The 14267-nt window shown below is 68.4% G+C and carries 11 protein-coding genes; 7 read left to right on the plus strand and 4 right to left on the minus strand.

The genetic code is table 11. From position 1 onward, the window contains the following. Nucleotides 1-9 precede the first annotated feature (9 nt). From cax to EPAKOI_RS01605, 3 genes are all read right to left on the minus strand, one after another. Nucleotides 10-1074: a calcium/proton exchanger gene (gene cax / locus EPAKOI_RS01595; RefSeq protein WP_423192795.1), complete on the minus strand. Its 1065-nt coding sequence runs from the start codon at nt 1072-1074 to the stop codon at nt 10-12. A 9-nt stretch (nt 1075-1083) separates the two neighbouring features. Further along, nucleotides 1084-2775: an aspartate-alanine antiporter gene (gene aspT, locus EPAKOI_RS01600; RefSeq protein ID WP_313837616.1), complete on the minus strand. Its 1692-nt coding sequence runs from the start codon at nt 2773-2775 to the stop codon at nt 1084-1086. A 73-nt stretch (nt 2776-2848) separates the two neighbouring features. Then, the gene (locus EPAKOI_RS01605) at nt 2849-4489 is read right to left on the minus strand and encodes a bifunctional aspartate transaminase/aspartate 4-decarboxylase (RefSeq protein WP_423192796.1); all 1641 of its coding nucleotides are present in this window, start codon (nt 4487-4489) and stop codon (nt 2849-2851) included. Nucleotides 4490-4746: 257 nt separating this feature from the next. On the opposite strand from EPAKOI_RS01605, the gene EPAKOI_RS01610 reads away from it, so the two are divergent. The 6 genes from EPAKOI_RS01610 (at nt 4747) to EPAKOI_RS01635 (ending at nt 11736) form a co-directional block, all read left to right on the plus strand. Continuing rightward, entirely contained in the window at nt 4747-7512 is a 2766-nt protein-coding gene (locus EPAKOI_RS01610; protein WP_423192797.1) for a decarboxylase, read from the plus strand. 116 nt (nt 7513-7628) lie between these two features. Continuing rightward, nucleotides 7629-8222 (plus strand): hypothetical protein, encoded by a 594-nt coding sequence (locus tag EPAKOI_RS01615; RefSeq protein WP_172966003.1) that lies wholly within the window; start codon nt 7629-7631, stop codon nt 8220-8222. A gap of 366 nt (nt 8223-8588) precedes the next feature. Further along, the gene (locus tag EPAKOI_RS01620) at nt 8589-9377 is read left to right on the plus strand and encodes an amino acid ABC transporter substrate-binding protein (RefSeq protein WP_124682505.1); all 789 of its coding nucleotides are present in this window, start codon (nt 8589-8591) and stop codon (nt 9375-9377) included. A 52-nt stretch (nt 9378-9429) separates the two neighbouring features. Beyond that, nucleotides 9430-10083, plus strand: a complete 654-nt coding sequence (locus EPAKOI_RS01625) for an amino acid ABC transporter permease (protein ID WP_124682504.1) — start codon at nt 9430-9432, stop codon at nt 10081-10083. A gap of 28 nt (nt 10084-10111) precedes the next feature. Continuing rightward, a complete protein-coding gene (locus EPAKOI_RS01630) occupies nt 10112-10861 on the plus strand; it encodes an amino acid ABC transporter ATP-binding protein (protein ID WP_124684977.1) in 750 nt (249 codons plus the stop codon). A gap of 101 nt (nt 10862-10962) precedes the next feature. After that, a complete protein-coding gene (locus EPAKOI_RS01635; RefSeq protein ID WP_124682503.1) occupies nt 10963-11736 on the plus strand; it encodes a DeoR/GlpR family DNA-binding transcription regulator in 774 nt (257 codons plus the stop codon). Nucleotides 11737-11746: 10 nt separating this feature from the next. Here EPAKOI_RS01635 and EPAKOI_RS01640 read toward each other — a convergent pair whose 3' ends face one another. Next, a complete protein-coding gene (locus EPAKOI_RS01640) occupies nt 11747-12298 on the minus strand; it encodes a cytochrome P460 family protein (RefSeq protein ID WP_423192798.1) in 552 nt (183 codons plus the stop codon). A 292-nt stretch (nt 12299-12590) separates the two neighbouring features. Here EPAKOI_RS01640 and EPAKOI_RS01645 point away from each other — a divergent pair, with 292 nt between their 5' ends. Further along, nucleotides 12591-14255, plus strand: coding sequence for a SulP family inorganic anion transporter (locus tag EPAKOI_RS01645; protein ID WP_423193471.1), 1665 nt, complete (start codon nt 12591-12593; stop codon nt 14253-14255). Nucleotides 14256-14267 lie beyond the last annotated feature (12 nt).

Genomic DNA, 14267 nt, shown 5'->3' on the forward strand with positions numbered 1-14267 from the left:
TTCCGCAACTTACGCAGGCAGGAAGAAGAATGTCAGCGCCAGCGTGAAGTAGACGACCAGCAGTTGCATGCCCTTGAACCAGTCGGCATACCCGTCGCTGGCCATCTGGGCCGTGACGACCACGGCCAGGATCACCACCAGCACCAGCGCCGGCCGGAACGCCAGGTCCATCGGCACGGGGCCGATGAACAGGCTGGCCAGTACCAGGACCGGGGCGACGAACAGCGCCACCTGCACGCTGGAGCCGACGGCGATGGAGAAGGACAGGTCCATGCGGTTGTTCATCGCCGCGGTAATGGCCGTGGCGTGCTCGGCGGCGTTGCCGAGGATGGCCACCACGAACGCGCCGACGAAGATCGTGCTGAGCCCGTACCGCGCCATCATCGGCGTGATCGATCCCACGAGGATCTCGCTCATCCAGGCCGTGCCGGCGGTGGCAACTACCAGGATCGCCACGGCGCGCGGGATGGAGACGTGGGCCGGGGCCGCCGGCGCGTCTCCCGTGTCGGCCGGGCGGACGCCACGAAACAGGTCCGGGTGCGTGGCCAGCGAGAACACCAGGTAGAGCGCGTAGACCAACAGCAGCGCCACGGAGAGATAAACGCTGAGCCAGTTCAGCGTGGCCGATGTACCGCCGACGGTCTCGAACGCCGCGGGCAGGATCAGCGCAATGGCCGACAGGATCAGCATGGTCGCCTGCGAGCGTGCCCCGCGCGGGTTGAACTGCTGCTCGTGGTAGCGCGTGCCGCCGGCCAGCATCGCCGCGCCAAACACCAGCAGCAGGTTGCCGACAATGGACCCGACGATCGACGCCTCCACCACCTCGTGCAGCCCGGCGCGCAACGCCACCAGCGCGATGATCAGCTCGGCCGCGTTGCCGAACGTCGCGTTCAGCAGGCCGCCCACGGCTTCGCCCAGGTGCTCGGCCAGCGCCTCCGTGGCCCGGCCCATCTGCTGCGCCAGCGGCAGGATGGCCACGGCCGACACGACGAAGATGGCCAGGTGCTGGTGCGGCGCGAGCAACTCGGCCGCGATGGCGATCGGGACGAAGACCAGCAGGTAGTGCAGCCGCATGCCGCGCCGTCAAGACAGGATCATGATGACCACCATCCCCCAGATCGTCAGCAGCGTGTTGCCGACCGCGTAGGTCACCGTATAGCCCAGCCCCGGCACCTGGCTCCTGGCCGCTTCGCAGACCATGCCCAGGGCCGCCGTGGTGGTGCGGGAGCCGGCGCAGATGCCCAGGATCAGCGCCGGGTGGAAGCGGAACACGTACTTGGCCAGGAACATGCCCAGGATCAGCGGCACCGTGGTGGCGAAGATGCCCCACAGGAACAGGCTGATGCCCAGCTTCTGCAGCCCGGCGATGAACCCCGGCCCGGCCGAGATGCCCACGACGGCGATGAACACGTTCAGCCCCACCGAGTTCATGAACCAGAGCGTCGGCTCGGGAATGCGGCCGAACGTCGGGTGGATGGCGCGGAACCAGCCGAACACGATGCCGGCGATCAGCGAGCCGCCAGCCGTGGAGATCGTGATCGGGATGCCCGCCACGTTGATGACGATGGCGCCGATCAGCGCGCCCACCGTGATCGCCAGCGACACGAACGCCACGTCGGTGACCGTAGTCGGCCGGTCCACGTAGCCGAGCTGCCGCGCGGCGGCGTTGATGTCCTGCGTGCGGCCCACCACCGTGATGACGTCGCCACGGTACAGCCGCGTCTTCGGCAGCACGGGGATGACCGTCTCGGTCGGGCCGCGCTTGATCTTCTTCAGGAACACGCCGCGCGCGCCGGGCCAGCGCGCCAGCGCCTCCAGCGGCTTGTCGTCCACCTCCTTGCTGGTGATGTAGATGTCCACGCCTTCGGTCGGCATGTTCAGCAGTTCGGCGTCTTCCACCTCGCGCCCGCTCGGGCCCAGCCGCAGGATCATCTGGTCGCGCTTGCCGCCGATGGCCACCACGTCGTTGGCCTCGATCACGGTGTTCTGGTCCACCTCGATGATCTTGCCGTCGCGGCGAATCCGCTCGATGAACGCCCGCACGCCTTCGCGCGTGCCGGCTTCAAGCTCGGCCACCGTCCGGCCGATGAACACGCTTTCCGGCGCCACGGCATAGGCGCGCACCTCGAAGTCGTGCCACTCGGTGGCGCCGCTGGCGCTCGACGTGCCGGCGCCAAGCATCGCCTCGTACTCGCGGCAGGCGCCCACCAGGTCGATGCCCAGCAGCTTGGGCCCGATCTGCGCCAGGATGATGGCCGACCCGACCGTGCCGAAGATGTACGTCACGGCGTAGGCAATGGGCATGCCGTCCAGCAGCACCTTGGTTTCCTCGGGCGAGCGGCCGAGCCGGTTGATGGCGTCGGTGGCCAGCCCCATCGACGCCGAGATGGTCTGCGAGCCGGCAAACAGCCCGGCCGCCGACCCAAGGTCGTAGCCGGCGATCATCGCCGCCGCCACGGCCGCGCCCAGCGAGAACACCGCCATGATCGCCGCGAAGATGGCCTGCGGCACGCCGTCCTTGGCGATGCCGCGCACGAACTGCGGCCCCACCCCGTACCCCACGGCGAACAGGAACATCAGGAAGAAGACCGACTTCACGTTGGCCGAGATCTTGACGCCCAGGATGCCGATGACGATGGCCACCAGCAGCGTCGACGTCACCGCGCCCAGGCTGAACCCCTTGAAGCTCTTGCCGCCCACCCAGTATCCGATGCCGAGCGCCAGGAAGATGGCGATCTCCGGATAGGCCTTCAGCGTGTCGACGAACCAGGTCATGGTCTTCCCTCCGGGTGTTCGAGCCGTGTTGTGCGGGAGCGAAAGGGGCAGCAGGGCGCGGGCCGTCCGCGCGCTACGTCTTCTTCGGCTTGTCCGACTTGTTGCCGTTGCCGTTGCCGTTGCCCTTGCCCAGCGCGCGGTACCGTTCCAGGTACTCGTCGCGCAGCTTGCGCACCGAGCGGCCGATCTTCACGTAGTCCTCTTCGTTGAGATTGGCCAGCGAGACGCGGCCCGACGGGTGCCGCGTGCCAAAGCCGCCGCCGGGCAGCAGCACCACGCCGGCCTCCTCGGCCAGCCGGAACAGCAGCTCGTGCGGCTGCACCTGGTCCAGCAGCCAGGTCACGAACTCCGGTCCCACCTCGCGGCTCATCTGCTCGACGTCGAGCAGCGTGTAGTAATCCACCACGTTCTCGTCCACCTCGGCCATCCGGGCGCCCATGCCGCGGTACAGCGCCGCCTTGCGGCTGCGGATCAGGCGCTTCATCGTCTGCTTGTAGGTCTCGGCCGTGTCCATGAGCGAGAACAGCGAGAACAGCACCATCTGCACCTGCTGCGGCGTGGACAGGCCGGCCGTATGGTTCAGCGCCACGGTGCGGCTGTCGGCCACCACGCGGTCGATGAACGGCAGCTTCTCCGGCGCGGTGGTGATCGACGCATAGCGCTTGTTCAGGCCCTCGCGCTCGTCCTTGGGCAGCTCGGCGATCTTGCTGTCCAGCAGGTTGGTCTTGTGCGTGGCGATGACGCCCAGCCGCCAGCCCGTGGCGCCAAAGTACTTCGAGTACGAGTAGACCAGGATGGTGTTCTGCGGGCACATGGCGAACAGCGACACGAAGTTGTCGGCAAAGGTGCCGTAGACGTCGTCGGTCAGGATGATCAGGTCGGGCCGCTCCTGCACGATCTCGGTGATGTACTGCAGGCTTTCGTCGCTGACGCGCACCGACGGCGGGTTGCTCGGGTTGACCAGGAAGAACGCCTTGACCTTGGGGTCGCGCAGCTTGTCCAGTTCCTCCCTGGCGTACTGCCAGCCGGCCGCCGGGTCGGCGTCGATCGACAGTTCGGTCAGGTGGTACTCGGCCAGCTCGGGAATCTCGATGTAGGGCGTGAAGATCGGCATGCCCAGCGCGATGGTGTCGCCCGGCTTGAGCAGGTGGTTCACGCGCATCGAATTGAACAGGTACGTCATGGCCGCCGTGCCGCCTTCCACGGCGTACAGGTCGAAGTCGCCCACGAACGGGTGCCGGCCAATCATCTCGCGGCGGATGTACTGCTTGACGATCTTCTCGGTCAGCCGGAGCATCCGGTCCGGCACGGGATAGTTGCAGGCCAGGATGCCTTCGCACATCTCGTACAGGAAGTCGCCGCCGTCCAACCCGAGCTGGTCCCGCACGAACGACACCGCGCCGGCCAGGAACTGCACGCCGGGCACGTCGCGGTGCTCGCGGGCGAACAGGTCGAAGCGCTCCTCGATGCCGGCGCGGCGCGGAAAGCCGCCCACGCCGGCCGTCAGGTACGAGAACGACCGCTCCGACTCGATCATCGCGAACAGGCCAAGCTGCCAGAAGCCATGGCGGGGCACCGTGGCCAGGAAGTTTGGATTGCCGCGCCCGGCGTTGAGCATCAGCCGGTTCGTGGCCCTGCCCGCGAGCTTGATCAGCTCGTCCTTCAGTTCGAATGGCGAAAGGTTCTCCAGGCCGGAGGTATCCCGCTTGTTCATTGCCCGTCTCCTCGAATCGTCAGAGGGCCGTCCGCGGCTGCCGGTGTGCCGGGCGCGGGCGTGGCCACTAAATCCCGATACTCAAGCTAGTCGGCGATTGGCACGCGCTCAATTGGCCCAAAGCCCTAACACGGGGCATTACGTGCCATTGCTGCGGTGCACGGGGGACCAAGGTCCAATGGCAGCAGCGCGTGGATGTCCAACATTGATGGGATGGACGCCGGCCCAGGCCGGTCCCTTGCCTGTGGAGGCGAATCATGGAACGTTTCGAGCACCCGTCCCGGCCGCGCGGCCTGCACCAGTTCCTTTCGGCGTCGGAAGGCCGCATCGACCGGTGGCGCACGCTGCATCGGCTGGCGCGCCAGCTGGCCGCGGCGCCGCAGGACGATGCGTCATACGCCACCCAATGCCGCGAGGTGATCCAGGAGCTGGCGCCGCTGGAGCAGTACAACGGCTATCCGGGCGTGGAACTGTTCGGCCAGGTGGAGGCGCGGCTGGCGCAGCGCGACTGGGCCAGCCTGGAAAAGCTCGTGCGGCGCATCAGCACGGCGCTGCTGTCCAACAGCTACCGCGACGAGCGCGAGGCGTGGCTGGTGGAGGACGAGGGCGAGACGCGGCTGCCCGAGTTCCTGCCGCCGTCGATCGGCAAGGGCCAGAGCCGCAAGCCGTACTTCGAGCTGCTGATCGTGGCGGCCGGCGAGCCGTCCACGTGGGGCGATCTGCGCGCGTCGTTCCGCCGGCTGCGCCGCGACGAGGACGCGTTCGTCTACGAGACCGTGGTGGTGGGCAACTTCGAGGACGCGCTGCTGGCGGCGATCTTCAACTACAACCTGCAGTCGGTGCTGATCGTCGACGGCTTCACGTTCGCGTCGCCGAACACGACGCCCGCGCTGCGCGAGATCATCACGCGCAACACGCCGGTGGGCACGGGGCAGGGCACCGGCGATACCGGCGCCACGCTGGCGCGCGTGCTGCGCCGGCTGCGGCCGGAACTGGACGTCTTCCTGTCGACGGACCGCGACGTCGGCCACCTGGCCGGCTCCGACGAGGCCGCGCCGCTGCGCCGCATCTTCTACGGCGCCGAGGAGCCGATGGAGATCCACCTGGCCATTCAGGAAGGCGTCAAGGACCGCTACGAGACGCCGTACTTCGACAACCTGAAGCACTACGCCCAGCGGCCCATTGGCACGTTCCACGCGCTGCCGGTGGCGCGCGGCAAGTCGATCTTCAAGTCGAACTGGATCCGCGACATGGGCGAGTTCTACGGCGCCAACCTGTTCCTGGCGGAGTCGTCGGCCACCACGGGCGGCCTGGACAGCCTGCTGGAGCCTACCGGCAATATCCGCCGCGCGCAGGAAAAGGCGGCCCGCGCGTTTGGTGGCGACCGCAGCTTCTTTGTCACCAACGGCACGTCCACCGCCAACAAGATCGTGCACCAGGCGATGCTGATGCCCGGCGACATCGTGCTGATCGACCGCGACTGCCACAAGTCGCACCACTACGGCGTGGTGCTGGCCGGCGCGCAGCCGCTCTACATCGACGCCTACCCGCTGACCCAGTACTCGATGTACGGCAGCCTGGCCATCCGGCCGATCAAGCAGGCGCTGCTGGCGCTGAAGGCCGAAGGCAAGCTCGACCGTGCCCGGATGCTGGTGCTGACCAACTGCACGTTCGACGGTCACATCGCCAACGTGCGGCGCACCATGCTGGAATGCCTGGCCATCAAGCCGGACCTGGTCTTCCTGTGGGACGAAGCCTGGTACGGCTACGCGCGGTTCTCGCCGCTGCTGCGCATGCGCACCGCCATGGGCGCCGCCTACAAGCTGCGCCGGATGATGGCCGACCCGGCCTACCAGAGCCGGTACGAGGCGTACCGCGAGACGGTCAAGGACATCCCCGACGACGACCCGCGGCTGCTGGACATGGAACTGCTGCCCGATCCGGCGCGCACGCGGGTGCGGGTCTACCAGACCGAGTCCGTCCACAAGTCGATGTCGGCGCTGCGGCAGGGGTCGATCATCGTCGTGGCCGACCAGGATTTCCACACGGTGGAGGCGCCGTTCAAGGAGGCGTTCTTCACGCACACGTCGACGTCGCCGAACCTGCAGATCATCGCGTCGATCGACCTCGCGCGGCGCCAGATGGAGCTGGAAGGCTACGAGCTGGTGCAGCGCGCGCTGCAGCTTGCCATCGAGCTGCGCCAGGAGATCAACGAGCACCCGCTGATCTCGAAGTATTTCCGCGCGGCCACGCCGGCCGAGATGATCCCAGAGCGGTACCGGTTGTCTGGCTTTGCCGACTACGCCGCGCCCGACAAGACGCTGGCGGACACCGCCCAGGCCGTGCGCGAGGACGAGTTCTTCCTGGATCCCACCCGCATCACGCTGCTGTGCGGCGCGGCCGGCTACGACGGCACCCAGTTCAAGGGGCTGCTGGCCGAGCAGTACGACATCCAGATCAACAAGACGTCGCGCAACAGCGTGCTGGTGCAGATCAACATCAACAACACCCGCAGCGACCTGGCGCACCTGATCAAGGCGCTGGCCGACATCTCGCGCAACCTGGACCGCAGGCTGGAGGAAGGCGGCGAGAGCGAGCGGGCCACGTTTGCCGCGCGCGTCAAGGCGCTGGTGGAGGACGTGCCGGACCTGCCCAACTTCAGCCGCTTCCACGACGCGCTGCGGCTGGACCCGCGCAGCCAGACGCCCGAGGGCGACATGCGCCGGGCGTACTACCTGGCCTACCGGCCGGAATGCTGCGAATGCATCAGGCTGAACGACCCACGCATCGACCAGCGGCTCGCCGACGGCCCGGAACTGGTATCGGCCAAGTTCGTCATCCCGTACCCGCCGGGCTTTCCGATCATGGTGCCGGGGCAGGTCATCACGCCCGAGACCATCATGTTCATGCGCAAGCTGGACGTGAAGGAGATCCACGGCTTCAACGCGGCGCGCGGGCTGGAGCTGATCCGCCCCGAAGCGCTGGGCACGGATGGCGACGGGGCGCGGGCGGACCGGGGCTGACGTTGGCCCAAAGGCCATTCGGGAAAGCGGCGCGAACTTCTAGAATCGAGATCGAACGCAGGCCCGGCCCGGCCGGGGCCGCCGCAACGCCTCTTTGACCGCGAAGGAGTACCACGATGAGAAAGACGCTGCTCGCATCCCTGTTCATGGCTGCCGGGCTGCTGGCCGCCCTGCCGGGCCATGCACAACCCGACATGAAGACCGACCTGACGCGCACGCCGGGGCAGGCCACCGCGTCGGGCACGGTCACGGCGACCGCCGTCATCACCGCCATCGACGCGGCCAACCGCAAGCTGACGCTGAAGACGCAGCAGGGCAAGACCGTGGAGATGACGGTCGGCCCCGAGGCGCGCAACTTCGAGCAGCTCAAGGTGGGCGACAAGGTCACGGTGTCTTACCGCGAGGCGCTGACCGTGAGCCTGAAGAAGGGCAGTGGCGCCGCGTCGATGCAGGAAAAGGAGATTGCCGACCGCGCGCAGCCGGGCGCGCGTCCCGGCGGCACCGTGGGCCGCGAGGTCACGGTGGTGGCCCAGGTGGTGGCCGTGAACCGCGAGGCGCAGATCGTGACCGTCAAGGGCCCGCGCGGCCAGATCGTCGACCTGATGGTCAGCGATCCCGACCAGATGAAGGACGTCAAGAAGGGCGACCGCGTGCAGGCTGTCTACACCGAGGCCGTGGCGGTGTCCGTGGAACCGGGCGCTGCCAGGTAGCCCCGCCGACGCCGGCCGGGGAGGATCCGGCCCGGCGTGTGGCCTTGTCGAAGTGCCTCGCGCGCAACATATTGCGCCGCTTTCGCACGGATTTTTGCCGCCGCATCAGGGTTTTCGCGGGGAGGTGCGCTGTAGAATAGCGCCCTGCCGACTCCCCGGCCGGCCCGGCGCGCCCTGCGACGCCGCCCGCGCCGGGTAGCCGAGCGTCCAGGCATCCCCGCTTTCCTGCGCGAATCGCCCAGCGCGACTCCGCCGATCGCAATCCCGATCCCGCCTTTTCCTGCCCGCCGGCCGACACTGTCCCTGGGCTGGCGGCGTGACGCGGATGCCGGACGCGCCACCGCGACACCCTTATCTCCTCGAACCATGAAGAAAATTGCAGCCGTACTCCTGATCTCCGGTCTTTCGTTGCTGGCCGCCTGCGGCAAGGGCGACCCGAAGCCGGCGGCCAGCCAGCCCAGCGCCAGCACCGCCATCGTCGTCGGCCTGGACGACAACTTCCCGCCGATGGGCTTCCGCGACGCCAACAATCAGCTTGTCGGCTTCGACATCGACATGGCCAAGGAGGCCGCGCAGCGCCTGGGCATGACCGTGGAGTTCAAGCCGATCGACTGGAGCGCCAAGGAGGCCGAGCTGAACGGCAAGCGCGTGGACGTGCTCTGGAACGGGCTGACGATCACCGAGGAGCGCAAGAAGAACATCAGCTTCACGGACCCGTACATGACCAACCACCAGATCGTCATCGTCACGGCCAAGTCGCCCATCCAGGCCAAGGCCGACCTGGCCGGCCGCATCGTCGGCGCGCAGGACGGCAGCAGCGCCGTGGACGCCATCAAGAAGGAAGCCAGCCTGGCCGCCAGCATGAAGGAGCTGAAGACCTTTGGCGACAACGTCACCGCGCTGATGGACCTGTCCGCCGGCCGGCTGGACGCCGTGGTGGTGGACGAGGTGGTGGGCCGCTACCTGGCCGGCAAGCGCGCCGGCGAATACCGCGTGCTGACCGAGAACTTCGGCACCGAGGACTACGGCGTGGGCGTGCGCAAGGACGACGCGGAGCTGCTGGCCAAGCTGAACAAGACGCTGGCGGCGATGAAGCAGGACGGCACGGCCGGCCGCCTGGCCACGCAGTGGTTCGGCGCCGACATCACCAAGTAAGACTCACCCAGGCCGCCGGCGCCCGGTCGGGCCAGCGGCGTGACGTTTCAGCATGGACTACGTTCTTTCTCTCCTGCCGCCGATGGTGGACGGGGCCAGGGTCACCCTGACCCTGTTCGCCATCACGCTCGCGCTGTCGGTCCCGCTGGGCCTGGTGCTGGCCCTGCTGCGCATTTCGGCCTGGAAGCCGGTCAGCACGCTCGTCAACGGCTATATCTGGCTGATGCGCGGCACGCCGCTGATGCTCCAGATGCTGTTCATCTACTTCGCGCTGCCGTTCGTGCCGTACGTCGGCATCCGGCTGCCGGACTTCCCGGCCGCCGTGGTGGCGTTCGCGCTGAACTACGCGGCGTACTTCGCCGAGATTTTCCGCGCGGGCATCCAGTCCGTGGAGCGCGGCCAGTACGAGGCCAGCAAGACGCTGGGCCTGAACTACTTTCAGACCATGCGGCGCATCGTGCTGCCGCAGATGATCGGCCGCGTGCTGCCGCCGGTCAGCAACGAGACCATCACGCTGGTCAAGGACACGTCCCTGATCTACGTGCTCGCGCTCAACGACATCCTGCGCACCGCCCGCAGCATCGTGCAGCGCGATTTCACGACCACCCCGTTTCTGGTGGCCGCGCTCTTCTACCTGGTGATGACGCTGGTCCTGACGTGGATGTTCCAACGGCTGGAGAAACGCTATGCAAGATACGATCAATGAGCCCGCCGGCGTGCGCGCGCGCCCGTTGATGGTGGCGGCGCGCGACATCCACAAGTCGTTCGGCCCGCTGGAAGTGCTGAAGGGCGTGTCGCTGTCGCTGCGCAAGGGCGACGTGACGGCCGTGATCGGGCCGTCCGGCTCGGGCAAGAGCACGCTGCTGCGCTGCCTGAACCACCTGGAGGTGATCGACGCCGGCACACTGGAGATCGAGGGCGAGCGGCTGGCGTACACGGAGGGCGGCGTCGTGCACTACGCGCGGGGCGCCGACCTGCGCCGCATCTGCGGCCGGATGGGCATGGTGTTCCAGTCGTTCAACCTGTTCCCGCACCTGACCGTGCTGCAGAACCTGATCGAGGCGCCGATGACGGTCAAGGGCCTGTCCCGCGACAGCATCGTGCCGGTGGCCGACGACCTGCTGCGCAAGGTGGGCCTGTTCGACAAGCGCGACAGCTACCCGTCGCGGCTGTCGGGCGGCCAGAAGCAGCGCGTGGCGATTGCCCGCGCGCTGGCGATGGCGCCCGACATCATGCTGTTCGACGAGCCCACGTCGGCGCTGGACCCCGAGCTGACCGGCGAGGTGCTGCGCACGATGCGCCAGCTTGCCGACGAGCACATGACGATGCTGGTGGTCACGCACGAGATGGGCTTTGCCCGCGAGGTGGCCAACCACGTGGTGTTCATGGACGGCGGCAAGGTGGTTGAGGAAGGCGCGCCGGCGCAGTTGTTCGGCGCCCCGGCCCACGCCCGCACGCGGGAATTCCTGACCCGCGTGTTCTAGGCGGCGCACGCGGCCCGGGGCGGGCGGGAAGGCGTCACGGAAGTGTCACATTGCCGGCTTACATTTTCGTTCGACCATGCAACATGCGCGAATGAAACCAGATGAGCCCGACCCTGACCCCGCGGCAGCGTGAAATCTTCGGCTGGCTGAACGACGCCGGCTACCTGAGCACCGAGCAACTGGCCAGCCGCTACGGCGTGAGCAGCCAGACCATCCGGCGCGACATCAACGAACTGAGCCTGCAGGGGCTGGCACGGCGCATGCACGGCGGCCTGAGCCTGCCGGCCAGCCAGCACAATATCAGCTACCTCCAGCGCAGCACGGCCCACGTCGAGCGCAAGCGCCGCATCGCGCAGGCCGCGCTCGGCATGGTCGAGGCCGATGCCACGGTATTCCTGGGCTACGGCACCACGGTCACCGAGTTCGCGCGCGCACTGCCGGCCGACCTGCCGCTGCGCGTGGTGACCAACAACCTGGGCGTGGTGCACGCGCTGGCTGACAAGCCGCGCATCGAGACCTGGGTGGCCGGCGGCCGGCTGCGCACGGGCGACCTGGACGTGATGGGCAGCGCCACGCTGGACTTCATGCGCCGGTTCCGCGCGCACGTCACCATCTGCAGCGCCGCCGGGCTCGACGAGGACGGCACGTTCTACGAATTCCAGCCCGAGGAGGCCGAACTGAGCCAGGTGCTGCTGGCGCAGAGCCATCTGCGCGTGCTGCTGGCCGACAGCAGCAAGTGCCTGCGCAACGCGCCATGCCGCGTGGCCGGGCTGGAACAGATCGACCACCTGTTCACCGACGCCGGCGCCACCGACACGCTGCCCACGCTGCCGGCCCTCTGCGAGCACGCCAGCGTGGCGTTGCACGTGTGCTGACCGGGCCCGCCTACTGGCCAATGCCGCCGGTATCCACCGGGGCCAGCCGGTTGAACACGTAGTCGCGGTCCTTGACCACGGTGTGGCACGCAAAGCAGGCCTGCGGGTTGCCCGCCGCCTTGCCGCTGTCGAACTCGGCATAGCCCCAGCCGCCCGTGGACGCGTACTTGACCGAATCCTTGACCATGAACTGCACGCCGTTCTTCGGATGCCCGGCCACGTGCGACTGCGGCTTGCCGAACGCGGCGGCGCTCTCGGGCAGCGCGTCGTAGCTCCACGCCAGCCGCGCCAGCACGGTGCCGTCGGGCAGCGGGTACTTGCCGCGTTGCAGCGCGGCAATCGCCACGTCGTTGCCCAGGATGGCGCGGATGTCGTCGTTCTTGCCTTCCTCGCGCGCCACGGTCACCAGCTTCCAGTCGCGGAAGCCGGGCGGGATGCGGACGCCGTTCGGCGCCACGCCGTCCGGGGTGGCGGGTTCGGCGTGCAGGGCCGGCGCGGCGCCTGCGGCGGCTGCGGCGGCCAGGGCCAGCGCGGACAGCCAGGTCGGGATCGATCGCTTCATGGGAATCTCCTGCGCGTCGGGCGCATGTCGTCATGACCGCCAGCATGGCCGCGCGGCGGCGCCGGCCGTTTTGTGCAGCGCGCAGCCGTTTCGGGTTTGCCGGATCCGTCACGCCCGGCTTGCTTTGGCCGCCCCGGGGCCTATGCTGAATCCGACCGGTCGCCCGGCGTGATTCCACGACAAGAAGGGTTCCATGGCATCGACTACCCCCACGCCCAACCCCTCCGGCCCCTCGGGACTGGACGCCCCCGCGCCCCCGGCTGGCTGGCTGCGCTGGCTGCCCGGGCTGGCCATGCTGAAGACCTACCAGCCCGCGTGGCTGCCGCGCGACCTGGCCGCCGGGCTGGTGCTGACCACGATGCTGGTGCCGGTGGGCATCGCCTACGCCGAGGCGTCGGGCGTGCCGGGCGTCTACGGGCTCTACGCGACGATCATCCCGCTGCTGGCCTACGCGCTGTTCGGGCCCAGCCGCATCCTGGTGCTGGGCCCCGATTCCGCGCTGGCCGCGCCGATCCTGGCCGTGGTGCTGAGCGTGTCCGGCGGCGACCCGGCGCGCGCGGTGGCCACCGCCAGCCTGATGGCCATCGTCTCGGGCGTGTTCTGCATCGTGCTGGGCCTGCTGCGGCTGGGGTTCATCACCGAACTGCTGTCCAAGCCCATCCGCTACGGCTACATGAACGGTATCGCGCTGACCGTGCTGGTCAGCCAGCTACCCAAGCTGTTCGCCATCCCGATCGACGACGCCGGCCCGCTGCGCGAACTCTGGCAACTGGTGCAGCGCATCGCGCAGGGCCAGACCAACTGGTACAGCTTTGGCGTGGGCGCGGCCAGCCTGGCGGTGATCCTGGCGCTCAAGCGCTTCGACCGAGTGCCGGGCATCCTGATCGCCGTGATCCTGGCCACGCTGGCGGTCAGCGTGTTCCAGCTGGATGACCGCGGCGTCAAGGTGCTGGGCGAGATCCCGCAGGGCCTGCCGGTCTTTGCCATCCCGTGGCTGACCGGCGCCGACGTGGTCAAGATCGTGCTGGGCGGCTGCGCCGTGGCGATGATCGCGTTTGCCGATACCAGCGTGCTGTCGCGCACGTACGCCGCGCGCACGCATACCAAGGTCGATCCGAACCAGGAGATGGTGGGGCTGGGCGCGGCCAACCTGGCGGCCGGTTTCTTCCAGGGCTTTCCGATCAGCAGCAGCGCATCGCGCACGCCGGTGGCCGAGGCGGCCGGCGCGCGCTCGCAACTGACCGGCGTGGTCGGCGCCCTGGCCGTGGCGGCCCTGCTGCTGGTGGCGCCCAACCTGCTGCGCTACCTGCCGAACAGCGCGCTGGCCGCCGTGGTCATCGCCGCCGCCATCGGCCTGTTCGAGTTCAAGGACTTGCGGCGCATCTACCGCATCCAGCAGTGGGAGTTCTGGCTGTCGATGCTGTGCTTCGCGGCCGTGGCCGTGTTCGGCGCCATCCCGGGCATCTGCCTGGCGATCGTCGTGGCCGTGGTCGAGTTCCTGTGGGACGGCTGGCGGCCCCATTTCGCGGTGCTGGGCCGCGTGCCGAACCTGCGCGGCTACCACGACCTGAAGCGCTACCCGCACGCGGCGCGCGTGGACGGGCTGGTGCTGTTCCGCTGGGATGCGCCGCTGTTCTTCGCCAACGCCGAGCTGTTCCAGCAACGGCTGCTGGAGGCCGTGGAGGCATCGCCCACGCCCGTGCGCCGTGTGGTGGTGGCCGCCGAGCCCGTGACCAGCGTCGACGTGACGTCGGCCGACATGCTGCGCGAACTGGGCCAGCACCTGGCGCAGGACGGCATCGCGCTCCATTTCGCCGAGATGAAAGACCCGGTGCGCGACAAGCTCAAGCGCTTCGAGCTGACCGAGGTGTTCAGCGACCACCGCTTCCACCCGACCGTGGGCAGCGCGGTCGACGACTACATGGACAGCCGCGGCATGGGCAAGCCGCCCGAATAGCTGGCGCTGACG

It is taken from the genome of Cupriavidus sp. H18C2 (assembly GCF_049393795.1).
GTDB lineage: Bacteria > Pseudomonadota > Gammaproteobacteria > Burkholderiales > Burkholderiaceae > Cupriavidus > Cupriavidus pauculus_C.